At 63.2% G+C, this 24,768-nt stretch carries 26 protein-coding genes; 18 read left to right on the top strand and 8 right to left on the bottom strand.

Annotated features, from left to right (window positions below):
* Nucleotides 1–76 precede the first annotated feature (76 nt).
* Complete coding sequence (locus CXP40_RS08190; protein ID WP_106733370.1) at nucleotides 77–1,105, top strand: AraC family transcriptional regulator; 1,029 nt, start codon at nucleotides 77–79, stop codon at nucleotides 1,103–1,105.
* Between the two features lie 172 nt (nucleotides 1,106–1,277).
* Here the strand turns inward: CXP40_RS08190 and CXP40_RS08185 are convergent, their stop codons facing one another.
* Entirely contained in the window at nucleotides 1,278–1,859 is a 582-nt protein-coding gene (locus CXP40_RS08185) for a DUF6436 domain-containing protein (protein WP_106733369.1), read from the bottom strand.
* Nucleotides 1,860–1,984: 125 nt separating this feature from the next.
* Here CXP40_RS08185 and CXP40_RS08180 point away from each other — a divergent pair, with 125 nt between their 5' ends.
* Nucleotides 1,985–2,926: an alpha/beta hydrolase gene (locus CXP40_RS08180; protein ID WP_106733368.1), complete on the top strand. Its 942-nt coding sequence runs from the start codon at nucleotides 1,985–1,987 to the stop codon at nucleotides 2,924–2,926.
* On the opposite strand, the gene CXP40_RS08175 is transcribed toward CXP40_RS08180, so the two are convergent.
* A complete protein-coding gene (locus tag CXP40_RS08175; RefSeq protein ID WP_106733367.1) occupies nucleotides 2,923–3,690 on the bottom strand; it encodes a hypothetical protein in 768 nt (255 codons plus the stop codon). The genes CXP40_RS08180 and CXP40_RS08175 overlap by 4 nt on opposite strands.
* Nucleotides 3,691–3,812: 122 nt before the next feature.
* On the opposite strand from CXP40_RS08175, the gene CXP40_RS08170 reads away from it, so the two are divergent.
* Nucleotides 3,813–4,436, top strand: a complete 624-nt coding sequence (locus tag CXP40_RS08170) for a 2OG-Fe(II) oxygenase (RefSeq protein ID WP_106733402.1) — start codon at nucleotides 3,813–3,815, stop codon at nucleotides 4,434–4,436.
* Between the two features lie 18 nt (nucleotides 4,437–4,454).
* Nucleotides 4,455–4,961 (top strand): DUF523 domain-containing protein, encoded by a 507-nt coding sequence (locus tag CXP40_RS08165; protein WP_106733366.1) that lies wholly within the window; start codon nucleotides 4,455–4,457, stop codon nucleotides 4,959–4,961.
* 322 nt (nucleotides 4,962–5,283) lie between these two features.
* On the opposite strand, the gene serA is transcribed toward CXP40_RS08165, so the two are convergent.
* On the bottom strand, nucleotides 5,284–6,513 hold the full coding sequence (gene serA, locus CXP40_RS08160; RefSeq protein WP_106733365.1) for a phosphoglycerate dehydrogenase: 1,230 nt from the start codon (nucleotides 6,511–6,513) through the stop codon (nucleotides 5,284–5,286).
* A 181-nt stretch (nucleotides 6,514–6,694) separates the two neighbouring features.
* On the opposite strand from serA, the gene CXP40_RS08155 reads away from it, so the two are divergent.
* The 5 genes from CXP40_RS08155 to CXP40_RS08135 all read left to right on the top strand — a co-directional run bounded on the left by CXP40_RS08155 (nucleotide 6,695) and on the right by CXP40_RS08135 (nucleotide 11,329).
* Nucleotides 6,695–8,086 carry an FAD-binding oxidoreductase gene (locus CXP40_RS08155; protein WP_106733364.1) on the top strand — a complete coding sequence of 464 codons (1,392 nt, stop codon included), beginning with the start codon at nucleotides 6,695–6,697 and terminating at the stop codon, nucleotides 8,084–8,086.
* 113 nt (nucleotides 8,087–8,199) lie between these two features.
* On the top strand, nucleotides 8,200–8,865 hold the full coding sequence (locus tag CXP40_RS08150) for a fumarylacetoacetate hydrolase family protein (protein ID WP_106733363.1): 666 nt from the start codon (nucleotides 8,200–8,202) through the stop codon (nucleotides 8,863–8,865).
* A 111-nt stretch (nucleotides 8,866–8,976) separates the two neighbouring features.
* Complete coding sequence (locus CXP40_RS08145) at nucleotides 8,977–9,894, top strand: SdiA-regulated domain-containing protein (protein ID WP_099526003.1); 918 nt, start codon at nucleotides 8,977–8,979, stop codon at nucleotides 9,892–9,894.
* Nucleotides 9,895–9,996: 102 nt separating this feature from the next.
* Nucleotides 9,997–10,344 carry a NirD/YgiW/YdeI family stress tolerance protein gene (locus CXP40_RS08140; protein ID WP_021490467.1) on the top strand — a complete coding sequence of 116 codons (348 nt, stop codon included), beginning with the start codon at nucleotides 9,997–9,999 and terminating at the stop codon, nucleotides 10,342–10,344.
* 70 nt (nucleotides 10,345–10,414) lie between these two features.
* Nucleotides 10,415–11,329, top strand: a complete 915-nt coding sequence (locus tag CXP40_RS08135; protein ID WP_106733362.1) for an SdiA-regulated domain-containing protein — start codon at nucleotides 10,415–10,417, stop codon at nucleotides 11,327–11,329.
* On the opposite strand, the gene CXP40_RS08130 is transcribed toward CXP40_RS08135, so the two are convergent.
* Entirely contained in the window at nucleotides 11,326–11,661 is a 336-nt protein-coding gene (locus tag CXP40_RS08130) for a YegP family protein (RefSeq protein WP_106733361.1), read from the bottom strand. The genes CXP40_RS08135 and CXP40_RS08130 overlap by 4 nt on opposite strands.
* 60 nt (nucleotides 11,662–11,721) lie before the next feature.
* Nucleotides 11,722–12,174, bottom strand: coding sequence for a Cd(II)/Pb(II)-responsive transcriptional regulator (cadR, locus tag CXP40_RS08125; protein WP_106733360.1), 453 nt, complete (start codon nucleotides 12,172–12,174; stop codon nucleotides 11,722–11,724).
* Nucleotides 12,175–12,254: 80 nt separating this feature from the next.
* On the opposite strand from cadR, the gene CXP40_RS08120 reads away from it, so the two are divergent.
* Nucleotides 12,255–14,474, top strand: coding sequence for a heavy metal translocating P-type ATPase (locus tag CXP40_RS08120; RefSeq protein WP_106733359.1), 2,220 nt, complete (start codon nucleotides 12,255–12,257; stop codon nucleotides 14,472–14,474).
* Nucleotides 14,475–14,485: 11 nt separating this feature from the next.
* Entirely contained in the window at nucleotides 14,486–14,821 is a 336-nt protein-coding gene (locus CXP40_RS08115) for a DUF3703 domain-containing protein (RefSeq protein WP_106733358.1), read from the top strand.
* Between the two features lie 67 nt (nucleotides 14,822–14,888).
* Here the strand turns inward: CXP40_RS08115 and rpiA are convergent, their stop codons facing one another.
* The gene (rpiA, locus tag CXP40_RS08110; RefSeq protein ID WP_059392378.1) at nucleotides 14,889–15,560 is read right to left on the bottom strand and encodes a ribose-5-phosphate isomerase RpiA; all 672 of its coding nucleotides are present in this window, start codon (nucleotides 15,558–15,560) and stop codon (nucleotides 14,889–14,891) included.
* Between the two features lie 159 nt (nucleotides 15,561–15,719).
* Between rpiA and ilvA the strand changes: the two genes are divergently transcribed.
* Nucleotides 15,720–17,234, top strand: a complete 1,515-nt coding sequence (gene ilvA / locus CXP40_RS08105; protein WP_106733357.1) for a threonine ammonia-lyase, biosynthetic — start codon at nucleotides 15,720–15,722, stop codon at nucleotides 17,232–17,234.
* Between the two features lie 85 nt (nucleotides 17,235–17,319).
* The gene (locus CXP40_RS08100) at nucleotides 17,320–17,760 is read left to right on the top strand and encodes a DUF2269 domain-containing protein (RefSeq protein ID WP_106733356.1); all 441 of its coding nucleotides are present in this window, start codon (nucleotides 17,320–17,322) and stop codon (nucleotides 17,758–17,760) included.
* A 153-nt stretch (nucleotides 17,761–17,913) separates the two neighbouring features.
* Here CXP40_RS08100 and CXP40_RS08095 read toward each other — a convergent pair whose 3' ends face one another.
* A complete protein-coding gene (locus CXP40_RS08095) occupies nucleotides 17,914–18,567 on the bottom strand; it encodes an HAD family phosphatase (RefSeq protein WP_106733355.1) in 654 nt (217 codons plus the stop codon).
* Nucleotides 18,568–18,711: 144 nt separating this feature from the next.
* Between CXP40_RS08095 and CXP40_RS08090 the strand changes: the two genes are divergently transcribed.
* Together CXP40_RS08090 and ptsP are read left to right on the top strand one after the other, a co-directional pair.
* A complete protein-coding gene (locus CXP40_RS08090) occupies nucleotides 18,712–19,191 on the top strand; it encodes an RNA pyrophosphohydrolase (RefSeq protein WP_099525994.1) in 480 nt (159 codons plus the stop codon).
* Between the two features lie 18 nt (nucleotides 19,192–19,209).
* Nucleotides 19,210–21,489 carry a phosphoenolpyruvate--protein phosphotransferase gene (gene ptsP, locus CXP40_RS08085; RefSeq protein ID WP_106733354.1) on the top strand — a complete coding sequence of 760 codons (2,280 nt, stop codon included), beginning with the start codon at nucleotides 19,210–19,212 and terminating at the stop codon, nucleotides 21,487–21,489.
* 18 nt (nucleotides 21,490–21,507) lie between these two features.
* Here the strand turns inward: ptsP and CXP40_RS08080 are convergent, their stop codons facing one another.
* Nucleotides 21,508–22,251, bottom strand: a complete 744-nt coding sequence (locus CXP40_RS08080; RefSeq protein WP_106733353.1) for an NRDE family protein — start codon at nucleotides 22,249–22,251, stop codon at nucleotides 21,508–21,510.
* Between the two features lie 128 nt (nucleotides 22,252–22,379).
* Between CXP40_RS08080 and CXP40_RS08075 the strand changes: the two genes are divergently transcribed.
* The 3 genes from CXP40_RS08075 to CXP40_RS08065 are packed head-to-tail and all read left to right on the top strand — an operon-like array spanning nucleotide 22,380 to nucleotide 24,767.
* A complete protein-coding gene (locus CXP40_RS08075) occupies nucleotides 22,380–23,162 on the top strand; it encodes a sulfite exporter TauE/SafE family protein (protein ID WP_106733352.1) in 783 nt (260 codons plus the stop codon).
* 10 nt (nucleotides 23,163–23,172) lie between these two features.
* Complete coding sequence (gene lgt / locus CXP40_RS08070) at nucleotides 23,173–23,973, top strand: prolipoprotein diacylglyceryl transferase (RefSeq protein ID WP_099525990.1); 801 nt, start codon at nucleotides 23,173–23,175, stop codon at nucleotides 23,971–23,973.
* The gene (locus CXP40_RS08065; protein WP_106733351.1) at nucleotides 23,973–24,767 is read left to right on the top strand and encodes a thymidylate synthase; all 795 of its coding nucleotides are present in this window, start codon (nucleotides 23,973–23,975) and stop codon (nucleotides 24,765–24,767) included. Before lgt ends, CXP40_RS08065 begins: the two co-directional genes overlap by 1 nt.
* Nucleotide 24,768 lies beyond the last annotated feature (1 nt).

Below are 24,768 nucleotides of genomic sequence, written 5' to 3'. Positions count from 1 at the left end.
CGCGGGCGCCCTGGCGTCGGCATTGACCATATGCCTCGATGCTGAAAGTCTATGGTCAAAGCCTGCTGGAATCCTCATGCCCGATAACGCCTTCGTCGCCCTCACGCATTCTTCGACCTTGCGCCGCCTGCTCTACGAGGCGTTGGCCGCGCTGGGGTTCGACCCGACCGACACCTACCGCCGCGCCTACGCCGGCGTGGCGCTGGCGGCACCGCTGCTGGAGGCGCGAGAGGAGCACGACAACGCGCCGCGCTTCTGGCAGGCGCTGGAGGGTATCAGCGGAGATGTCGACATCGGCCTGCACCTGGGTGAGGTGATGCAGCCACGGCCGATGGACGTGGTCAGCTACCTGCTGTTGGCGGCGCGTGATCTGCGCCAGGGCCTGCAGGCTTTCGTGCGCTTCCAGCACATCCTCTCCGGCGGTTTTGCCGCGCGGCTGGAGGAGCAGGGCGATGCAGCGCGGCTGGTGATCGACCTCAACTACCGCGAGGTGGGCTCGTTGCGTCAGCAGATGGAATGTCTGGCCGTGCTGCTGAGCAAAATGCTGGCGTCCGCGGGCGGCGAGCTGCCGCTGTTGGGAGTGGAGTTTCGCCATCGTGCGCCGCGCAAGCTTGCTGAGCATCGTCGCCTGCTCGGTGTCGAGCCGCTTTTCTCCCGGCCTCACGACGTGCTGATCCTGCCGCGGGCGCTGCTCTCGCGGCCCTCGCGCAGTGCCAGCCCGCGCCTGTTCGAGGTGCTCAGTGAGGAAGCCGAGAAGCAGTTGGCCGGTTTGGTGGAAAACCAGTTGCTGGTGCGGGTGCGCTATTGGCTGGAGGTCAACCTGGGCACTGCTACCTGCAGTCTGGAGGCCTGTGCGCTGGCCATAGGCAGCAATCGCAGCGCCTTGCAGCGCTCATTGAGCGAGCAGGGCAGTAGCTTCCGTGCATTGCACGATGAAGTGCGCCGTCTGCGTGCGCTGCGCCTGCTGGATCAGGGGCTTGGTGTGCGCGAAGTGGCACGGGCCTGCGGCTTTGCCGAACTGTCGCCGTTCTATCGGGCGTTTCGCCGCTGGCAGGGCGGCACGCCACGTGGTCTGGTATCGCGCCACGGCTCGACTGGCGGTTGAGGCGCTTCCGGGTGGGTTAGCCGCCTGTTGCGTTTATCAGTCGACTCGCCATATTAGCTGCGGCGTAACCCACCGCCGGCGCAAGGTGATCTACCGTCTGGTGGGTTACGCGACGCCCCACCTGCGCGATGTTTCTCGATTCACCTGAAGCGTGGCTAACCCCCCCCCGAGGTCAGTCGTTGCTCGGCTTGGCCCATTCGCAGAAGCAGCCCACTGCCAGGGTATTGCTGGCATTCACCTTGCGCCCAGCCGCCAGCGCTTCGAGTATGGGTTCGATGAAGCTGTTGCTCGAGTTGCAGACCAGGCCTTCGCTATAGGGGCCGAAGTAGGCCAGCTGGCCCTGTTTGTCCCAGATCGCCACGGCGGGGCTGGCTGGCAGGTTGGCGCTGCCGGGCAGCTCGTCAATGACCTGTAGCGCGGCCAGTTCGGCGGGCAGGCGGCCCTGGCTGCCGGGCTTCTGGACGACGTGAAATTGCACGCCTTGTGGCGTGTAGTGTTCGATCAGCTCGGCCAGGTGCTGCTGGTTGCCGACATTGCATGGGCAGACCGGGTCCCAGAAATGCACCAGGCGGATCGCACCGGGGCCGCTCAGCTCGTCGGGCAATTGCAGTTCGGCGCCGGAGAACACCGCCGCGCGTTCGTCGAAGGTGCGCAGGTAACGCGTTTCGAACCAGCGGTAGGCCAGCACCATGCCAGCCAGCCAGGTCAGGGCGAGCAGGGTGATGAGCAGGTTCTTGCGTGACAGGCGGGGCATGGCGCGGGCCGGGGGTAAAAAGGGCGTGTAGCTTGCCACGATGCGTCGGGCAGCTGAATATCGCAGCATTCGAGACGATTGCGCCGGTATCGACCGCGCGCCTCGCGCAACTTATGGAAAGCCCTATGTCAGAGCCGTTTCAGCCCGATCAATTGCGCCCCCTGCTGCGACCCTTGGCCGCAGCGCGTCTGGACTTGCCGGCGCTGCAGGCGTACCGCAGCTTCTACGGTTTTGACCTGGCTGCACGTTTTGCCGGGTTGGACAACCGCCTCGGCAGCTTCAATGCCGCCGGCTACCAGATCGCCGTGCAGCTGTGGGCGCCGGCCGAACCGCGCGGCACGCTGCTGCTGTTGCACGGCTATTACGACCATATGGGCTTGTACCGGCATGTGGTCGACTGGGCGCTGAGCATGAACTTCGCCGTGCTCGCCTGCGACCTGCCGGGGCACGGACTGTCCAGCGGCGCGCGCGCCAGCATCGGTGACTTTGCCGAATATCAGCAGGTGCTGGGCGGCTTGTTCGAGCAGGCCAGCGAGCTGCGGCTGCCGCAGCCCTGGCACCTGTGCGGGCAGAGCACCGGCGGGGCGATCCTGCTGGATTATCTGCTCGCGGACGGCAAGCGGCCGGAGCTGGGGCAGAGCATTCTCCTGGCGCCGCTGGTGCGACCGCGTGCCTGGGGCTGGTCGAAACTCAGCTATCGGGTGCTCAGCCGGTTCGTCCGGGAAATTCCACGGCGCTTCAGCGATAACTCCAGCGACGCCACCTTCATCGACTTCGTGCACAACCTCGACCCCCTGCAGCCACGCAGTTTGCCCACGGCCTGGGTGGGGGCGTTGGCCAAGTGGGTGCCGCATATCGAGGCGGCCGGGCGCAGCGCGCACAGCCCGCTGATCATTCAGGGGGAGGCGGACATGACGGTGGACTGGCGCTACAACCTCGAGGTGCTGCAGAGCAAGTTCGATCAGCCGCAGATCCTGCGCCTGACAGAGGCACGTCACCATCTGGCCAATGAGAACGAGGGGCTGCGCCAGCGGTACTTCGATTTCCTGCGCGAGCGCCTGGCTTAGATGCCCTGTGGCGCCGGCTCAAGTTCGTTGGTGCTCATGCCCACGGCAAGGCCGGCCCGCAGCGCCTGCAGGGCGGCCTGGTAATAGGCTTTGCCCGCATCCGACTGGGCGAATTCGACGAACTGCTCCAGCTCGGGGTCGCTCAATTCGCGATAGACATGCAGCAGGGTGTTGTCGAGGTCTTGTTCGATCTGCGTCATCAGGCGTTCGCGCTGGCCATTGAGCAGCCCCTGGGCCTGGCCGCCACCGAGCAGGCCGGGAAGCATCTGGCTGAGGCTGTCGGCCGCCACACCGGCCAGCGCCAGGCTGACTTCGGCGCCGGCTTCCTTGGCTGGCAGTGCCTGCGCCAGATGGCGAATCAGCAGGCGCCGGGTGGCATCCGCGTCGGTGCGCGGCAGGCCATTCTCGTACTTGGCCAACTGGTCGCGACGCGTGGCCAGCGTTTCGGCGGCGACGATCTTGCGCCCCAGTTCGGATTCGAAGAAGGCCAGCGCCGGCTGCGGGTTGGCCAGTTCCACGCCCAGACTGTGCTGCGCGCGTTGGTCGATGGCGGCAGCGGCGAAGCGGCGATTGCTGTTATCTACCAGGGCCTGGAACACCGCCGGTGGCAGGGTGCTGCGGTAGCGCTGCTGGGCGGCGTCGAGTGCCTGGTTGAAATGTTCGCGCTGTTGCGGCCAACCGGCAGCCTGATACAGGCGCAGGTGATCGTCTGCCAGGGCCGGCAAGGTCAGGCCAATCAGCAACAGGGCAAACAGAACGCGCATCGAGAACTCCTTGGCAAACTTTCCTGGCCGGCCGCAGGGTGCTGCGGCCCGCTATTTTCGGTGGCTGAAAGGGGCTTGTCGAGCTATGTCTAGTGGGCCTTCCGCCGCTGTACAATCGCGCCATGAACGACACTGACCTGCAACACAGCTTTGCCAACCTTATCGACGACCTTGCCAGCCAGCGTTGGTCGTTTCTGGAGCTATTCGCCCCAGAGGTTCTGACCCGCGAACTGGCCGTCGAGTGCCGTAAGCGTGAGCGCAGCGGCGAGCTGAGTGCTGCCAGCGTTGGTCGTGGCAGCGCGCAGCAGGTGCAGGAGGGCATTCGTGGTGACCGCATCCAATGGCTGGAGGCGGGCCAGAGCGAGGCCTGTGACCGCTATCTGCAACTGATGGATGATTTGCGCCTGGCCCTCAATCGCGAGCTGTTTCTGGGGCTCGAGGATTTCGAGTGCCATTTCGCCTCCTACGAGCCGGGCGCCTTCTACCTGCGCCATCTCGACCGTTTCCGCGACGACGATCGGCGCACGGTCTCGGCCGTGCTTTATCTGAATGAAAGCTGGCAGGCCGACCAGGGGGGCGCCTTGCGCCTGTATCTGAGTGATGGGCGTGAGCATGACGTATTGCCGCAGGCCGGCACGTTGGCGCTGTTCCTTTCCGGCGATATGCCTCATGAAGTGCTGCCGGCCACCCGCGAGCGCCGCTCGCTGACTGGCTGGTTCAGGCGCCGCGGCACCGACGTGCTCTGAGCGCGCGGGAGGACGTCGATGCAGAAGATACTGGTCAGCCGCTGCCTGCTTGGGCATCGGGTGCGTTACGACGGTGGTGCACATGGTCCCTTCGATCAGCTTCAGCAGTGGCTGGACGAGGGGCGGGTGGTGGCGCTGTGCCCGGAGGTGGCGGGCGGCCTGCCGACGCCACGTGCACCTGCGGAGGTAAGCGGTGGTCAGGGCAGTGCGGTGTTGGATGGTCGGCTGCCAGTACTGACGATCGAGGGCGAGGATGTCACGGCTGCGTTCGTCGACGGCGCCGAACAGGCGCTGGCGCTGGTGCGTGAACACGGCATCCAGCTTGCCCTGCTCAAGGCGCGCAGCCCTTCGTGCGGCAATCTTGAAAACTACGACGGTAGCTTCAGTGGTGTGCGGGCGCCGGGCGAAGGTGTGACAGCAGCCCTGCTGAAACGAGCTGGGGTGAAGGTGTACAACGAAATGCAGTTGCACGAAGCGGCCGCCGAGTTGACGCGTTTGGAACAAGGCGGCGCTTTAGAGTCGTAGGAGCGAGCTCTGCTCGCGAACATGGTCCACTTCGCGAGCAGAGCTCGCTCCTACAGGTCTGCCCGCTGACGTGTTGCAGATAAAGAAAAGGGAGGCCGAAGGCTAGCCGTTGGGGAAATCTGTTGAAAGATTCCCCGATGGCCTGCGGTTACGGGCCCTATAAGCAAAAATCCCCAGCCGAGATATTTTCTGCTTGGGACTTTTGCTTTTTGGCTTTCAGATCATGATGTTAGCGATCTGCATCAACAGATTAAGCCAACGCCTTGGGCCAAAGCCTCCCTTTGTTCATTTCTGCATACCGCCGACGCGCAGCAGCTCCGGTTTAGAACAGAACGCGGCTGCGGATCGTGCCGTTGACGTGCTGCAGCTTCTCCAGAGCCAGGTCGGAGTACTCGGCGTCGACGTCGATCACCACGTAGCCGACCTTGTCGTTGGTCTGCAGGAACTGGCCGGAGATGTTGATGCCGTTGTCGGCGAACACCTTGTTGATCTCGCTCATCACGCCCGGAACGTTTTTGTGGATGTGCAGCAGGCGGTGCTTGCCCGGGTGCGCCGGCAGGGCCACTTCCGGGAAGTTGACCGAGGACACCGAGGTGCCGTTGTCGCTGTACTTGACCAGCTTCTCGGCTACTTCCAGGCCGATGTTGGCCTGAGCTTCGGCGGTGGAACCACCGATGTGCGGGGTCAGGATCACGCGATCCAGGCCACGCAGCGGGCTTTCGAACTCTTCGTCGTTGGATTTGGGCTCGACCGGGAACACGTCGATGGCCGCGCCGATCAGGTGTTCGTCCTTGATCGCATTGGCCAGGTGGTCCAGCTCGACCACGGTGCCGCGTGCGGCGTTAATCAGGATGCCGCCCTTCTTCATTGCACGGATTTCCTTCTCGCCGATCATCCACTGGGTGGATGGCAGCTCAGGTACGTGCAGGGAGACGATGTCGCACAGACCCAGCAGCTCATACAGATCGCCGATCTGTGTAGCGTTGCCCAGCGGCAGCTTGGTCACGGTGTCGTAGAAGAACACCTGCATGCCGAGAGCCTCGGCCAGTACCGAGAGCTGGGTGCCGATCGAGCCGTAGCCGACGATGCCCAGCTTCTTGCCGCGGATCTCGAAGGAGTTGGCCGCCGACTTGATCCAACCACCACGGTGGCAGGAGGCGTTCTTCTCGGGAATGCCGCGCAGCAGCAGGATGGCCTGGGCCAGTACCAGCTCGGCCACCGATCGGGTGTTGGAGTAGGGCGCGTTGAATACGGCGATACCGCGCTCGCGGGCAGCGTCCAGGTCGACCTGGTTGGTACCGATGCAGAAGCAACCGACGGCGACCAGCTTCTTCGCACAGTCGAAGACCTCGGCGGTCAGCTGGGTGCGCGAGCGAATACCGATGAAGTGCGCATCGGCGATCTTTTCTTTCAGCTCTTCGCCTGACAGCGCGCCCTTGAGGTACTCGATGTTGCTGTAGCCGGCGGCCTTCAGAGTGTCCACGGCATTCTGGTGGACGCCTTCGAGAAGAAGGAACTTGATCTTGCTCTTGTCGAGAGAGGTCTTGCTCATCGGAGTACCTGTTGTCCCAGGGATGTTTTCAGGGAAGGGCTGAGAAGCTCAGCCAGCGCCCGTAGATCACCGCATAGCTCGATTCACGGGGTGCGTATGCTAGCATGTTCGCCTTTTTCAATGCTCGGTTGCGACCTGAATGGTTCTCAGGGCGACCATGAATCCTTTGAGAGTTCAGTAGATGACCACCCCTGCCCAGATCGAAGAGCTGAAGACCCTGGTTGAACCCGGCAAGGTACTGACCGACGCCGATTCCCTGGAAACCTACGGCAAGGATTGGACCAAGCAGTTCGCTCCGGCACCTTCGGCCATCGTCTTCCCCAAGACCACCGAGCAGGTGCAGGCCATCGTGCGCTGGGCCAATCAGCACAAGATCGCCCTGGTGCCGTCGGGCGGCCGCACGGGGCTGTCCGCCGCTGCGGTGGCTGCCAATGGCGAGGTGGTGGTGTCGTTCGACTACATGAACCGCATCGTCGAGTTCAACGAGTACGACCGCACCGTCGTTTGCCAGCCGGGCGTGGTGACCAAGCAGCTGCAACTGTTCGCTGAAGAGAAGGGCCTTTATTACCCGGTGGATTTCGCCTCAAGCGGTTCCAGCCAGATTGGTGGCAACATCGGCACTAATGCCGGTGGGATCAAGGTGATTCGCTATGGCATGACCCGTAACTGGGTCGCCGGCCTGAAAGTGGTCACCGGCACTGGCGAACTGCTTGAGCTGAACCGCGACCTGATCAAGAACGCCACCGGCTACGACCTGCGTCAGCTGTTCATCGGCGCTGAAGGCACGCTGGGCTTTGTCGTCGAGGCCACCATGCGCCTGGAGCGTGCGCCGAAGAACCTCACCGCGATGGTGCTCGGCACGCCGGATTTCGATTCGATCATGCCGGTGCTGCACGCCTTCCAGGGCAAGCTCGACCTGACCGCCTTTGAGTTCTTCTCCGACCGCTGCCTGGAGAAAATCCTTGGCCGTGGTGACGTACCGGCGCCGTTCGAGAGCCGCACGCCGTTCTATGCCTTGCTGGAGTTCGAGGCGCTGAACGAGGATGTGGCCAACGAAGCGCTGGCGACCTTCGAGCACTGCGTCGAGCAGGGCTGGGTGCTCGACGGCGTGATGAGCCAGAGCGAGCAGCAACTGCAGAACCTGTGGAAGCTGCGCGAGTACATCTCCGAGACCATCAGCCACTGGGTTCCCTACAAGAACGACATCTCCGTCACCGTCGGCCAGGTACCGGCCTTCCTCAAGGACATCGACGATATCGTTTCGGCCAACTACCCGGATTTCGACGTGCTCTGGTACGGCCATATCGGTGACGGCAACCTGCACCTGAACATCCTCAAGCCCGAAGCGCTGGCCAAGGAAGACTTCTTCGCCAAGTGCGCGGTGGTCAACAAGTGGGTGTTCGAGATCGTCGAGAAATACAACGGCTCGATCAGCGCCGAACACGGTGTTGGCATGACCAAGCGCGATTACCTGCAATACAGCCGCTCGGCGGCCGAAATTGCGTATATGAAGGCGATCAAGGCGGTGTTCGATCCCAACGGGATCATGAACCCCGGCAAGATCTTCGCCTGATCGCAGACGCCCGCCTGACAGCGGGCGTTTTCGTATCCGGCCCCGCGTCGGTTAAGGTACGGCACCGGCCACAAGCCGCCATGCCCACAATATAAACAACACAGGAGTCGGTGATGAGCTATCAGCACCAGTACGTCGACGGAACCACCGTCCACTTCCCCCTTGGCAAGGTCGTTTGCATCGGCCGCAACTACGCCGAGCACGCCAAGGAACTGAATAACCCGGTGCCCAGCGAACCCTTGCTGTTCATCAAACCGGGCTCCTGTGTGGTGCCGCTCGATGGCGGTTTCGCCATTCCCGAAGACCGCGGCTCGGTGCATTACGAGGCGGAGATCGCCGTGCTGATCGGCAAACCGCTGTCGAAGAAACCGGATGCTGAGGAAGTGCGTGACGCCATCAGCGGCTTCGCACCCGCGCTGGATCTGACCCTGCGCGACCTGCAGGCCAAGCTCAAGGAGAAGGGCTACCCCTGGGAAATCGCCAAGAGCTTCGATGGCGCCTGTGTGCTGGCGCCCTTCGTGCCGGGCGATGCCATCGAAGACCTGGCCGATATCGGCATTCGCCTGGTGATCAACGGTGAAACCCGCCAGGATGGCAATAGCCGCGACATGCTCAACCCCATCGTGTCGATGATCCAGCATATGGCCGGGCACTTTGCCCTGCAGCCGGGCGACGTCATCCTCACCGGTACGCCGGTCGGCGTGGGTGCGCTGAACAAGAGCGACGAGCTGGTTTTGGAGCTGGTCGGTCACAGTCGCTTCACCAGCCGCGTGCTATAAGACGCGCTCAGCGCCTGAGCGCTGAAGTCAGCCGCCGTCCTCCTCTCTGGACGGCGGAACTCCTCTCGACAGCGGATGTCGGATTGCCATCATGCAGCCGAGCCGTAGCCGATGTCCGCTCTCCTTCGTAAAATTCGCCGCCCCCGCTACTGGCTTTCAGGCCTGGCAGTCGTCGCCTTGGGTGCACTGGCGCAGACCCAGCACTGGGATGACCGCGCCCAGTTATGGCTGCAGGAACGCTCGACGCCATTGGTTGATCGCCTGGCCAGTGTCTGGTTGCCGGGTTACCGCGCGGTGATCCAGGCCAAGGCGCTGGCCGGCCTGGAAAAGGACGAGACCTCGGGGCTGACCTATAACCCGCAGACCGGCACCTTGTTCACCGTAACCGGCAAGAATCCTCTGCTGGTGGAGCTGTCGCGTGAGGGTGAAGTCCTACGGCGCATCGAGCTCAAGGGTTTCGCTGACCCTGAGGGCGTGGAGATGATGGACAACGGTCTGATGGCCATCGTTGATGAGCGGCGTCGCCAGCTCACCACGTTCACCCTGGGTGACGACGATCTCGAATTGAATGCGGCCGATTTCCCCGGCTTCGACCTGGGTTTCGCCGAGTCAGGCAACAAGGGTTTCGAAGGGCTGGGCTGGGACTCACGTAGCCATAGCCTGCTGCTTGGCAAGGAGCGCAGTCCGCTGGGGTTGTTCAGCATGCCGTTCCCTGGAGCTGACGATGACGTTGGGGTCTTGCACCCGTTGGCATCCGCTAACCTCGGCCTACGCGACATTTCCTCGTTGAGCGTCGATGAGCGCACGGGCCACGTATTGGTGCTCTCCGATGAGTCGCGCATGCTGCTGGAGATCGACCGCGCTGGGCAGCCGGTCAGCTTCCTCAGTCTCAATGCGGGCTTCAATGGTCTGGAGCAAGGCATCAAGCAGGCCGAGGGGGTGGCTATGGATGAAGAGGGCAACATCTATATCGTCGCCGAGCCCAACCTGTTCTATGTCTTCAGTAAGCCGGCGCCGGATGCCGGATGAGCGCCCGTGACGGATTCAGTTTCGCTTAAGCGTCGATTCAGTCTGGCTTCAGCTAGCGACACTAATCTGAGCCCGTCACTTACGAACAACGAGGTTCACACCATGAAACGTACCGCTCTCGCTCTGATGGTTCTGCCGCTGCTCAGCACCGCTGCTTTCGCCACCGGTTACACCGGCCCTGGCGCCACCCCGCAGGTCACCACCGTGGCTGCTGCGCTGGAAGCTGCTGACGACACCCATGTTGTTCTGGAAGGGCAGATCGTCAAGCGTCTGCAAGATGAACTCTACGAGTTCAAGGACGCCACCGGCACCATCCAGGTTGAAATCGACGACGAAGACTGGCCGGGCCAGAAAGTCTCGGAAACCGCCAAGGTGCGCCTGACCGGTGAAGTCGACAAGGACTTCAACAGCCGCGAGATCGATGTTGATCGCGTTGAGCTGATCAACTGATCGAAATGACCTGCACGCCCGCCGCACTCTCCGTGCGGCGGTTTTTTACGTGGTAGTCAGAGAAACCATCATGCACCGCCTGCTGACCTTCAACCCCTGGCTTTATCTGTCGTTATTCCTGCTTTTGGTCGGCGCCGCTCTGGCTCAACAGTATCGCCTGTTCGAGCGAGCCTGGTTTGTCGTCGAGGAATGGCAGCACAGTGCGCAGTGGCGCGAGCACTCACTGTGGCTGGGCGACTATCGCGTGGTGATCGACGCCAAGCCGATCGAAGGCATCCGTGACGTCTCGGCACTGACTTACGATCCGGATCGACGCAGCCTGTTCAGCGTCACCAACAAGCCGGCCAAGGTGGTCGAGCTGAGTCTGCAGGGTGAGCTCAAACGCACCATCGATCTGGAAGGCTTCGGCGACCCCGAAGCCATCGAATACATCGCCCCCGGTGTCTACGTGATTGCCGACGAGCGCGAGCAGCGCCTGGTCAAGGTGCGTATCGACGATAACAGTCGTGTGCTGAATGCCGCCGACTTCCAGCAGCTATCCCTGGGTATCGGTCTCAATGGCAACAAGGGCTTCGAGGGGCTGGCCTACGATGCGAAGAATCAGCGTCTGCTGGTGGCCAAGGAGCGCGATCCGGTACGTATCTTCGAGGTGCTTGGTTTCCCCCATGTCGATGAGAGCAAGCCGTTGGCGCTGCAGGTCAATACCGACCCGAAGCGTGATGCCCGCTTGTTCGTGCGCGATCTTTCCAGCCTTGATTTCGATGCGGCGACGGGCCACATGCTGGCGCTGTCGGACGAATCACGTTTGGTGATCGAGCTGAACGCCGATGGCAAGCCGGTCAGCACCCTGTCGCTGCTGCGTGGGCAACATGGCCTGCAGCGCAGTGTGCCGCAGGCCGAGGGCGTGGCAACGGACGACGATGGCAACCTGTATCTGATCAGCGAGCCGAATCTGTTCTACGTATTCAGGAAGCAGAGCGACTAACTCGTCTGGTCGTCGGTCGGCGCGCCCGGTGCATTGTTTTGCACCGACTCGATGCCATTCTTGCAACTGGCGGCACTGGCATACATCTGACTTTGCCCGACCACCTGGCCGTTGGTGGCCATGAGCAGGAAGTAGTGTTTGTCGTTGCTCGAGGTTTTGCTCTCGAAGGCGCCGTCGCGTTGTGAGTTCTTCTTCACCGACTCGATGCCGTTGAGCGCTGAATCCTTGGCCTTGTACATCTCACTGCTGAGGATGACCTGGCCATTGCTCGCCAGCAGGTTGAAGTGGAACTGGCCGTCTTTGGCCTTCTTCAATTCGAATTTTCCAGGCATTTTCGTTTCTCCCTGAGCGTCCGGTGAGATACCGGAGCGGTGCTCAGCAAGCGTAGTTCATCAATGCGAGTGGCTCTTGCCGACATGGGTATGGCCGTCGTCCGGCAGCGGTTGCACGCCGCCGCTGACGTTGAGCTGGCGCAGGATTCCGCAGTCCTCTGACTCCTTGGGGCCGTTGCAGCGGTCGCGCAACTCGGTGAGTTGGCCGCGCAGCGCCTGCAGGCTGTTTATGCGTGCCTCGACGTGCTCGATATGTTCGTCCACCAGGCTGTTGATGCCGGCGCAGCTCTCATGCGGCAGGTCACGCAGAGCCAGCAGCCGCTGGATTTCTTCCAGGGTCATGTCCAGCGTCCGGCAGTTACGGATGAATACCAGGCGCTCCAGGTGCGGAGCGCCATACAGGCGGTAGTTACCTTCGCTGCGTGCGGGCGCCGGGAGTAACCCTTCGCGCTCGTAGTAGCGCACGGTTTCCACCTGGCAGCCGGCCTTTTTCGCCAATTCTCCGATTTTCATGGGTTAGCCTCCGTGAGTGCTTGACCCTATAGTGACTACAGGGTGTGTACTCGGCAACAGATACCTGACGGAGACTTGCCATGAGCCGTTGCTGCGACCACTCGCACGAACAGCCGCCTGCCCACCACGAACATGCCCACGACCACGCCGGGCATGATCACGATGCTCATCAGCCGTCCGCGGACGAGCTGCTGAGTGGCCCGCTGAACACCCGCATTCGTATCGAGCAGATGGACTGTCCCACGGAAGAGCGCCTGATCCGTGATGCACTGGGTCGGCTACCGGGCGTGGCGGGCCTGCAATTCAACCTGCTGCAGCGCGTGCTTACCGTCAGTCATGACCAAGGGGCGCTGGCGCAGGTGGTGCAGGCGATTCGTGCGCTGGGCTTCACTGCGCAGGTGGGGGATGAAAACACCGCTGATCAGCCAGCGGCGCCACTCGTGCAAAAGCCCTGGTGGCCGCTGGCGTTGGCCGGCGTGGTGGCGACCGCTTCCGAGGTCGTGCATTTCGCCGAGCTCGGTCCGGACTGGCTGGTGGCACTGCTGGCGGTGGCTGCCATCCTGATGTGCGGGCTGAACACCTACAAGAAGGGCTGGATCGCCCTGAAGAATCGCAACCTCAACATCAATGCCCTGATGAGCATCGCCGTGACCGGCGCTGTGCTGATCGGCCAGTGGCCGGAAGCGGCGATGGTGATGGTGCTGTTCACCCTGGCCGAACTGATCGAGGCGCGTTCGCTGGACCGGGCGCGCAATGCGATTCGCGGGCTGATGGATCTGGCGCCACCTCGCGCGACGGTGAAGCAGGCCGATGGTGCCTGGCAGGAAGTGGACGTGCAGTCCATCGGCCTGGGTGCGGTGGTGCGTGTGCGACCCGGTGAACGCATCAGCCTCGATGGTGAGGTGGTCAGCGGCTCGTCGACGGTCAACCAGGCGCCGATCACCGGGGAAAGCCTGCCGGTAGAGAAGGGCGTGGGCGATCCGGTGTTCGCGGGCACCATCAACGAGGCCGGCTCGCTGGAGTTCCACGTAACGGCGGTGGCACGCGACACCACCCTGGCGCGCATCATCCATGCGGTCGAAGAGGCACAGGGTTCGCGCGCACCGACCCAGCGCTTCGTCGATCAGTTCTCGCGCATCTATACCCCGGCGGTGTTCGCCTTCGCCCTGGCGGTTGCCGTGCTGCCACCATTGCTGATGGGCGGTGCCTGGCTCGACTGGGTCTATCGCGCCCTGGTGCTGTTGGTGGTGGCGTGCCCCTGTGCGCTGGTGATCTCCACGCCGGTGACCATCGTCAGTGGCCTGGCTGCTGCTGCGCGCAAGGGCATCCTGATCAAGGGCGGCGTGTACCTGGAGAACGGCCGACATCTGGCGCTGCTGGCGCTGGATAAGACCGGCACTTTGACTCACGGCAAGCCGGTGCAAACCGACAGTCTCCACCTGCTGGACGTGGATGAACCGCTGCACGCCGCCTGGGCAGCGAGCCTGGCCGCGCGCTCCGACCATCCGGTTTCCCGGGCATTGGCCCAGCACGCCGCAGAGCAAGGGCAGGCGCTGCATGAGGTCGAGGACTTCGAGGCGCTGCCAGGACGCGGCACCAAGGGCAAGGTCGATGGCACGCTGCTTTATGTAGGCAACCATCGTCTGGTCGAAGACCTCGGGCTCTGCTCTGTGCAGTTGGAAGAGCGTCTGGAGGCGCTGGAGCGTCAGGGCAAGAGCGTGGTGGTGTTGTGCGACGAACAGCGCGCGCTGATGCTTTTCGCCGTCGCTGACACGGTGCGTCAGACCAGCCGCGAGGCGGTCGCCGAACTGCACGAACTGGGCGTACGCACCTGCATGCTCACTGGTGACAACGCCCACACCGCGGCAGCCATCGCCGAGCAGGTCGGCGTCGACGAGGCGCTCGGCGACCTGCTGCCTGCGGACAAACTGGCCTGGGTCGAGGCGCGCCAGGCGCAAGGCAAGGTGGTGGGCATGGTTGGCGATGGCATCAACGATGCCCCGGCGCTGGCCAAGGCCGAGATCGGTTTCGCCATGGGCGCCGCCGGCACCGACACGGCCATCGAAACCGCAGATGTCGCGCTGATGGATGACGACCTGCGCAAGATTCCGGCCTTCGTGCGCCTGTCGCGGCAGACCCACGCCATCTTGGTGCAGAACATCGTCCTGGCGCTGGGGATCAAGGCCGTTTTCCTGGCCATGACGCTGACGGGTGAGGCGACCATGTGGATGGCCGTGTTCGCCGACATGGGCGTGAGCCTGATGGTGGTATTCAACGGCCTGCGCTTGTTGCGCAAATGAAGGAAGGCGATATGAACATGGAACTGCAAGCCGCCATCGACGAGGCCTTCACTCAGGCGCAGCACGAGCTTCGGGCTCGCCACAGTACCGCGGCACTGGTCTGGCTGGAACGTGCACACATCCTCACTCAGCGGCGCCCGTGGCTGCATGCGCGTTCGCACTGGCTGATGCTGCAGGCAGGCTGGCAACAAGGGGATATGCGTGAGGTGCTGGGGCAAATGCCGCGCATCCTGGCGGCGCTGTTGTTCTCGCGCATCTGGGTGCCCATCGGCAACACCGGGCGGGCGCGGGTCAGTGCTTTTCAGCCCATGCCGATGAGCGAGGAGCTGCGCCGCCTGTTGGAGTAGGCGGCGCATTGGCAGGCTCCTTAGCCCGAATGCGATCCGGGCTACGATTGACGCGACTGCTGGCGTCTCAGCGCTTGAGCGTCTTCACGCCTTCGGCGGTGCCGAGCAGCAGCAGATCGGCCGGGCGGGCGGCGAACAGGCCATTGGTGACCACGCCGACGATGGCGTTGATATCCGCTTCCAGCTTGACCGGGTCGGTAATCGACAGGTTGTGCACATCGAGGATGACGTTGCCGTTATCGGTCAGCACGCCTTCGCGGTATACCGGGTCGCCGCCCAGCTTCACCAGCTCGCGCGCCACATGGCTGCGCGCCATGGGGATCACTTCGACCGGCAGCGGGAAGTTGCCTAGCACCGGCACCAGCTTGCTGGCGTCGGCGATGCAGATGAAGGTCTTGGCCACGGCGGCGACGATCTTCTCGCGGGTCAGTGCCGCGCCGCCGCCCTTGATCAGGTGCAGACGCTCGTCGCTCTCGTCGGCGCCGTCGACGTAGAACTCCAGTTCGGCGGTGCTGTTGAGGTCGTAGACCGGGATGCCATGACCCTTCAGGCGCGCGGCGGTGGCTTCGGAGCTGGCGACGGCGCCATCGAAGTCCATCTTGTGCTTGGCCAGCGCGTCGATGAAGAAGTTGGCGGTGGAGCCGGTACCTACGCCGACGATGCTCTTGCTGTCGAGGCGCGGGAGAATGTGGTCGACGGCGGCCTGGGCCACGGCCTGTTTCAACTGATCCTGGTTCATCGCGGGGGAATGCCTGGGAAGGTAGAGAGTTAAGCCGCGAATTATAGCCGCAAGTGGTGTGCTGACGGGGCAGAACCCGCGCCTTTCGTATGGTCGTCCGGCGCGGCGCTGGGGTAGACTCGGCAGTCCTCTCAAAGCCCGAACGCCTGCGAAATCGCCATGCTCGAACAGTACGTGAAGAAGATCCTCACCTCGCGCGTTTATGACGTCGCGGTGGAAACCCCGCTGCAACCCGCCCGTCAGCTCAGTGAGCGGCTGGGTAGCCAGATTTTGCTCAAGCGCGAAGATCTGCAGCCGGTGTACTCGTTCAAGATTCGCGGCGCCTACAACAAGCTGGCGCAACTGTCCGCCGAAGAGCTGGCGCGCGGCGTGGTCACTGCCTCGGCTGGCAACCATGCGCAGGGCCTGGCCCTGGCGGCCAAGCACCTGGGGGTGAAGGCGACCATCGTCATGCCGCGCACCACGCCGGAGCTGAAGGTGCAGGGCGTGCGCTCGCGTGGTGGCAAGGTGGTGCTGCACGGCGATGCCTTCCCCGAGGCGCTGGCGCATTCGCTGAAACTGGTGGAAGAGAAGGGCTACACCTATATCCACCCGTACGACGATCCGCTGGTGATCGCCGGGCAGGGCACGGTGGCCATGGAAGTGCTGCGCCAGCATCAGGGCCATATTGACGCCATCTTCGTGCCTGTCGGCGGCGGCGGCCTGATCGCCGGCATCGCTGCGTACGTGAAATACCTGCGCCCGGAGATCAAGGTGATCGGCGTCGAGCCGGACGACTCCAACTGCCTGCAGCAGGCGATGGCGGCGGGCGAGCGTGTGGTGCTGCCGACGGTCGGGTTGTTCGCCGATGGCGTGGCAGTGGCGCAGATCGGCCAGCACACCTTCGATATCTGCAAACATCACGTCGATGAGGTGATCACCGTCAGCACCGACGAGATCTGTGCGGCGATCAAGGACATCTACGACGATACCCGCTCGATCACCGAGCCGGCTGGTGCGCTGGCGGTGGCCGGGATCAAGAAGTACGTCGAGCGCCAGGGCGCCAAGGGCGAAGTACTGGTGGGCATCGATTCTGGCGCCAACGTCAACTTCGATCGCCTGCGCCATGTGGCCGAGCGCGCCGAGCTGGGTGAGAAGCGTGAGGCGATCATCGCCGTGACCATCCCCGAGCAGCCGGGCAGTTTCAAGGCCTTCTGCGAGGCGGTTGGCAAACGCCAGATCACCGAGTTCAACTATCGCTATCACACTGATCGCGAAGCGCACATCTTCGTCGGTGTGCAGACCCATCCGGAGAATGACCCGCGCCAGGCGCTGGTCGAAGGCCTGCGTGCGCAGGGCTTCCCGGTGCTGGACCTGACCGATAACGAACTGGCCAAGCTGCATATCCGCCATATGGTCGGTGGTCATGCTGCTGGCGTCGGTGACGAGATGGTGCTGCGCTTCGAATTCCCCGAGCGTCCGGGCGCGTTGTTCAACTTCCTGCAGAAGCTGGGCGGGCGCTGGAACATCTCGATGTTCCACTACCGCAACCACGGCGCTGCCGATGGCCGCGTGCTGGCCGCCCTGCAGGTGCCGGCGGACGAACGCCATCTGGTGCCGGCGGCGCTGGACGCCATCGGTTATCCCTACTGGGATGAAAGCGAGAATCCGGCCTACAAGCTGTTTCTCGGCTGAGCACGGGTAGGGCGGGTTTAACCCGCCGCCGCGTTCTCGCGGGTTGCACCCGCCCTATTTAATCGCCGAATGAAAGGAAACCACGATGGAACACTACCTGCTGGTTCGCATCCTCCACAGCGCCCCGGGCGTGTTGCTGCTGCTCGGCCTGATCGCCCATGGCGTCATGCTGTTCAAGGCCCAGCGTGGTGGTGATGCGGCTGTGCTGGCGCGCAAACTGCGGGTGACCCTGCTGTTCAGCTTTCCGGCGTTCGCCGTGCTGGCGCTGAGCCTGCCGATTACCGGCTACTGGCTGGTCAATACCGCCGGCTGGCCGCTGGGGCAAATCTGGCTGCTGCTGGGTAGCATTCTGTATGGCGTGATGATGTTGCTCGGCCTGCTGCTGGCCGGTCGTCTGGCCGTCTGGCGTGCGCTGGGCGATACGCCGGCGCCGACAGCGCTGAAGCGTCTGTGCCTGATCTATGCCGGGCTGATTCTGGTCTTGCTGATCGCCATCATGGCGTTGATGGGCGCCAAGCCGGTCTGATCCTGATCGAGATGCTTCCCTGATTTACAGGCTGCGCCGGCTTGCTGCTTGATGTGGGAGCGGCTGGGCGGCATTCCGCTTCAGCCACGTTTGCCGCTGTAGCAGGCTTCGCGGCTGAAGCCGCTCCTACGCCACCCTGATGACATCGCACGCTCAGCGCAGCGAAATCACCGGCCAGCCGCGTTCGATGGCCGTGGCACGCAGTACGTCGTCCGGGTCGACCGCCGCCGGGTTGGCTACGGCTTCCAGCAGCGGCAGGTCATTGCGCGAATCGCTGTAGAAGTAGGCGCCTTCGAGACTGTGGCCTGTCTCGGCCAGCCACTCATTCAGGCGAGTTACCTTTCCGCCCTGGTAGCACGGCGTGCCGGTAATCTGGCCGGTGTAGCGGCCGTCCTGCATGCCGCATTCGGTGGCGAGCAGTGTTTCCACGCCGAGGCGTGTGGCGATCGGCGCGGTGATGAAGCGGTTGGTAGCGGTGATGATCACCAGTTTGTCGCCGGCGGCGCGGTGCTCGGCCAGCAGCGCTTCGCCCTTGGCCAGGATGATCGGCTCGATCACCTCGGCCATGAACTCGCGGTGCCACTGCGCCAGTTGCGCCATGTCGCTGCGGCCGAGAATGGCCTGGCTGAAGTTCTGGTAGGCCACCACGTCCAGTTTGCCGGCACAGTAATCGGCATAGAAGGCATCGTTGCGCGCGAGGTACTCGGCTGCATCGACCAGGCCGCGCTGGCAGACGAATTCGCCCCAGCTGTGGTCGCTGTCGCCAGCCAGCAGGGTGTTGTCGAGATCGAAAAGGGCCAAGCGCACGGTTCGTTACCTGTTCTATGGAAAGGGGAGGCGCGCCAGAATAGCCGCTTTGCCGGGGGTTTCAAACTGCACCTAAACCCGCGTTGCTGCTGTCGCCGGCTTTGTGGAACAATGCCGGAACTTGCGTGTACGAGGTTGCTTGCCGTGATCGATTCTGATGGTTTCCGCCCGAATGTCGGCATCATCCTGACCAATGATTTCGGCCAGGTGCTCTGGGCCAGGCGTATCAACCAGGATGCGTGGCAGTTTCCCCAGGGCGGCATTAATGATCGTGAATCGCCGGAAGAGGCGCTTTACCGTGAACTGAATGAAGAGGTCGGGCTCGAAGAGCAGGATGTGAATATCCTCGCCTGCACCCGAGGCTGGTTGCGTTATCGTTTGCCGCAGCGTCTGGTGCGCACGCACAGCCAGCCGCTGTGCATCGGACAGAAGCAGAAGTGGTTTCTGCTGCGTCTGACTGGAGCTGAAGACCGCGTACGCATGGACCTGACCGGCAAGCCCGAATTCGATGGGTGGCGCTGGGTCAGTTACTGGTACCCGCTGGGTCAGGTGGTCACATTCAAACGCGAGGTCTACCGCCGCGCGCTCAAGGAACTCGCCCCGCGCCTGATAGTGCGCGACTGATACGGACCCCAACCGAGCATGCTCAATACGCTGCGCAAGATCGTCCAGGAAGTAAACGCCGCCAAGGATCTCAAGGCGGCGCTGTCGATCATTGTGCAGCGGGTCAAGGAAGCGATGGGCAGCCAGGTCTGCTCGGTCTACCTGCTCGATGCGGAAACCAACCGTTTCGTATTGATGGCCACCAACGGCCTCAACAAGCGCTCCATCGGCAAGGTCAGCATGGCCCCCAGCGAGGGTCTGGTCGGCCTGGTCGGTAGCCGCGAAGAGCCGCTGAACCTCGAAGACGCTGCCAGCCATCCCCGTTACCGTTATTTTGCCGAGACTGGCGAGGAGCGCTACGCCTCCTTCCTCGGCGCGCCCATCATCCACCATCGCCGGGTGATGGGCGTTCTGGTCGTGCAGCAGAAGGAGCGCCGCCAGTTCGACGAGGGCGAGGAAGCCTTCCTGGTCACCATGAGTGCGCAGCTCGCTGGCGTTATCGCCCATGCCGAGGCGACTGGCTCGATCCGCGGCTTGGGTCGCCAGGGCAAGGGCGTGCAGGAGGCCAAGTTCGTCGGCGTGCCGGGCGCGCCGGGGGCAGCGGTGGGTACCGCTGTCGTGGTGCTGCCCCCGGCCGATCTCAATGTAGTTCCAGACCGCAGCGTGGATGACATCACGGCGGAGCTGGAGCTGTTCGACAAGGCGCTCGGCTGGGTACGCGAGGACATGCAGGAGCTGTCCGAGAAACTCGCCACTCAGCTACGTAAGGAAGAGCGCGCGCTGTTCGACGTCTACCTGATGATGCTCGAGGATGCTGCGCTGGGTAACGAGGTGCGCAAGGTCATCCGTACCGGCCAGTGGGCGCAGGGCGCCTTGCGCCAGGTGGTGCTCGACCACGTCAATCGCTTCGAACTGATGGACGATGCCTACCTGCGTGAGCGCGCCAGCGATGTACGCGACCTCGGTCGGCGCCTGCTTGCTTATCTGCAGGAAGAACGCAAAACCACGCTGGTCTACCCGGATAACACCATCCTGGTCAGCGAGGAGCTGTCGCCGGCGATGCTCGGCGAAGTGCCGGAAGGCAAGCTGGTCGGTCTGATCTCGGTGACCGGTTCGGGCAACTCCCACGTGGCGATTTTCGCCCGCGCCATGGGTATTCCCACGGTGATGGGCGTGGTCGATCTGCCGTACTCGAAGATCGACGGCATCAAGCTGATCGTCGATGGCTACCATGGTGAAGTCTTCACCAACCCCAGCGAGCTGCTGAGCAAGCAGTACGCTGAGGTTGTCGAGGAGGAGCGCCAGCTCACCGAAGGGCTCGATGCCCTGCGTGCGTTGCCGTGTGAGACGCTCGACGGCCATCGCATGCCGCTGTGGGTCAACACCGGTCTGCTCGCCGATGTGGCTCGCGCTCAGCAGCGCGGCGCCGAGGGCGTCGGCCTGTACCGCACCGAAGTGCCGTTCATGATCAATGAGCGCTTCCCCAGCGAGAAGGAACAACTCGCCACCTATCGCGAGCAGTTGCAGGCCTTCCATCCGCTGCCGGTGACCATGCGCACCCTGGATATCGGTGGCGACAAGTCGCTGTCCTACTTCCCGATCAAGGAAGAGAACCCCTTCCTTGGTTGGCGCGGCATCCGCGTGACCCTCGATCATCCGGAAATCTTCCTGGTGCAGACCCGCGCCATGCTCAAGGCCAGTGAGGGGCTGAACAACCTGCGCATCCTGCTGCCGATGATTTCCGGTACGCAGGAGCTGGAAGAGGCGCTGCACCTGATTCACCGTGCCTGGGGCGAGGTACGTGACGAGGGCACCGACGTGCCGCTGCCGCCTATCGGCGTGATGATCGAGATCCCGGCAGCCGTTTATCAGACCCGCGAACTGGCGCGCCAGGTGGATTTCCTCTCGGTCGGCTCCAACGACCTGACCCAATATTTGCTGGCCGTAGACCGCAACAACCCGCGTGTAGCCGATCTCTACGACTTCCTCCATCCGGCGGTGCTGCAGGCGTTGCAGAAGGTGGTCAACGACGCGCACCTCGAAGGCAAGCCGGTGAGCATCTGCGGCGAGATGGCGGGTGATCCGGCGGCGGCCGTGTTGCTGCTGGCGATGGGCTTTGATTCGCTGTCGATGAACGCCACCAACCTGCCCAAGGTGAAATGGCTGCTGCGCCAGGTGACCCAGAGCAAGGCCAAGGAGCTGCTCGGCCAGGTGATGACCATGGACAACCCGCACCTGATCTACAGCACCCTGCACTTGGCGTTGCGCAATCTGGGCCTGGGTCGGGTGATCAATCCTGCGTCGAATATCCAGGCCTGATCGCTCCCGCCGCGCTGCTTACCCGCTTAAGGCGACCTCGCCGAGCACGGCGCCATGTGGGCCGAAGCTGCGCTCGATGATGCTCCAGCCGCCATTGCGCTCAAGGCTCAGCACCGTGCTGGCGCGAGTGCCATAGGCCGCGCTGGCGATGAAGACGCTCGACAGCAGGCGCTCCGTCGCCAACCCCACGCCCGTATCCGGCAGCAGCTGATCATCCGGCTGGTTACTGTCGCTCAGCAGCCCCAGTAGTGCTTCATCCTCGCTCTCGACTTGATCGCTCAAGGCATTCTTGGCACGCAGCAGCTTCGGCCAGGGCGTGTCGAGGGTGGCGTTGGACAGGCCATAAATGCCGCTCTGCAGTTGCCGGGGCCGGCCTTCCGCAGAGTTGAAGTGCCAGAGCTGGTGGCGGTCGCCAATCAGCAGGTTGAAACCGGCATGGGCTGCCGTGTCGCGCATGATTCTGTCGAGATAGGCCGGTGCCGACTCCTGGCCCAGCAGGTAGTCAGCCGTCAGCGCGCCGCGTGAGCGCGGCCCGGCTTTCTGCCTGGGGTCGCGGATGTTGGTCAGCGCCGCGAAGCGACCTTGCGCGGTAACGCCGAGCCAGGTGCCGCCGGCCTGCAGGTCGCGGCCAGCGAATACGCCAGGGGCGTCCTGCCATTCACCCAGTGCGGCGCTGGGGCGTGCGTAGAACTCGTCGCGATTGGCCGCCAGGCGCAGCACCGTCGAGTTTTCGGGCTGCCAGGCAAAGACGATCAGACACATGCGGATTCCTCCGGTGGCGGAGTCTGGCAGGCTAGCGAGCTCAGCCTGGGGCGGCAACCGTTCCGTCGACCCGTATGCCGTTGAGCGGGCATTTCCGCTACCATGCCGCTTTGTTTTTGGGGGTGTCGATGGAATTGCTGCTCTACCTGGTGCTGGGTTCGGCCGCCGGTGTGCTGGCTGGCCTGTTCGGCGTGGGTGGCGGCCTGATTATCGTGCCGGTGCTGGTGTTGAGCTTTACCTCCCAAGGGATGGCAACGGATATCCTCACCCATCTGGCAGTGGGCACGTCCCTGGCGACCATCGTCTTCACCTCGATCAACTCGTTGCTCGAACATCATCGCAAGGGGGCGGTGCGCTGGCCGCTGTTTCGCTGGCTGAGCCTGGGCATTCTACTTGGGGCGGCGCTGGGTGCGCTGACCGCAGCGCTGATCCAGGGGCCGATGCTGCAGAAGATCATCGGGACCTTCGCGATCATCGTGGCGGCGCAGATGGCGCTGGACCTGAAACCCAAGGCCAGCCGCGATGTCCCAGGCAAGCCGGCGCTGACGGTGGCCGGCGGAGTGATTGGCTGGGCCTCGGCAATTTTCGGAATCGGTGGTGGTTCGCTGACAGTGCCCTATCTGGTCTGGCGCAGCGTGCCGATCCAGCAGGCGGTGGCGACCTCGGCCGCCTGTGGATTGCCGATCGCTATTGCCGGAGCGCTGAGTTTCATGTTCACCGGCTGGGGGAATGCGCATCTGCCGCCATGGAGCGTCGGTTTCGTCTACCTCCCGGCGTTGCTGGGTATTGCCGTGACCAGCATGTTCTTCGCCCGTTTTGGTGCGCGCCTGGCCCATCGCCTGTCGCCACTGTTGCTCAAGCGTCTGTTCGCCCTGCTGCTGTTCAGTGTGGGCCTGAGTTTTTTCATCTAAGGAGTCCTGGATGCTGCCTTATCCGCAGATCGACCCGGTGGCCATCGCCCTCGGTCCCCTGAAAATCCATTGGTACGGCCTGATGTATCTGGTCGGCATCGGTGGTGCCTGGCTACTGGCATCGCGCCGGCTGGAGCGTTTCGATGCGACCTGGACCAAGGACAAGCTGTCCGACCTGGTGTTCTGGGTGGCCATGGGGGTGATTCTCGGTGGGCGTCTGGGCTACGTATTTTTCTATGATTTTGCCGCCTATATCGCCGAACCGGCGAAAATCCTCCGAGTCTGGGAAGGTGGTATGTCCTTCCATGGCGGCCTGATCGGGGTGATGCTGGCGACCTGGTGGTTCGGCAAGCGCAACGGCAAGAGCTTCTTCGAGCTTATGGACTTCATCGCACCGCTGGTGCCGATCGGTCTGGGTGCCGGGCGCATCGGTAACTTCATCAACGCCGAGTTGTGGGGCAAGGCCAGCGACGTGCCTTGGGCGATGATCTTCCCTACCGACCCGCAGCAGTTGGCGCGTCATCCGTCGCAGCTGTATCAATTCGCCCTGGAAGGCGTGGCGCTGTTCACCATCCTCTGGTTCTATTCGCGCAAACCGCGGCCGACCATGGCCGTTTCCGGCATGTTCGCTGCCTGCTACGGCGTGTTCCGCTTCATCGTCGAGTTCGTCCGCGTGCCCGATGCCCAGCTGGGCTACCTGGCCTGGGGCTGGCTGACCATGGGGCAGATTCTCTGCCTGCCGATGATCCTTGGCGGTATCGGCCTGATCGCCTATGCCTACAAGCGCCAGCCCGTTCAAGGAGCCGTCTGATGAAACAGTACCTCGACCTGATGCGCCATGTGCGTGAGCACGGCACCTTCAAGGAAGACCGCACCGGCACCGGCACCTATAGCGTGTTCGGCTACCAGATGCGCTTCGACCTGGCCGACGGCTTCCCCATCGTTACCACCAAGAAGTGCCACCTGCGCTCGATCATCCACGAGCTGCTGTGGTTCCTGCAGGGTGACACCAACATCAAGTACCTCAAAGACAACGGCGTCAGCATCTGGGACGAGTGGGCCGACGAGAATGGCAACCTTGGCCCCGTCTACGGTTACCAGTGGCGCAGCTGGCCGGCGCCCAACGGCGAGTCCATCGATCAGATCGCCAAGCTGATCGAGATGATCAAGAAGAACCCGGACTCGCGTCGCCTGATCGTCTCGGCCTGGAACCCCGCGCTGGTCGAGCAGATGGCGCTGCCACCGTGCCACGCGCTGTTCCAGTTCTACGTCGCCGACGGCAAGCTCAGCTGTCAGCTCTATCAGCGCTCGGCCGACATCTTCCTCGGCGTGCCCTTCAACATCGCCAGCTACGCGCTGCTGACGCTGATGGTGGCGCAGGTCTGCGGCCTGCAGCCGGGCGAGTTCATTTGGACTGGCGGCGACTGCCATCTGTACGCCAACCACATCGAACAAACCGATCTGCAGCTCACTCGTGAGCCGCTGCCGCTGCCGACCATGAAGCTCAACCCCGAGGTGAAGGACCTGCTGGCCTTCAAATTCGAGGACTTCGAACTGGTGGGTTACGAAGCGCACCCGCATATCAAGGCGCCGGTGGCGGTATAGG

Source organism: Pseudomonas sp. YY-1 (assembly GCF_002843095.1).
In the GTDB taxonomy this organism is placed as follows: domain Bacteria; phylum Pseudomonadota; class Gammaproteobacteria; order Pseudomonadales; family Pseudomonadaceae; genus Aquipseudomonas; species Aquipseudomonas sediminis_A.
Note: the sequence above shows the minus strand (reverse complement) of the source record. Positions and strands in the feature narration are given on the sequence as shown.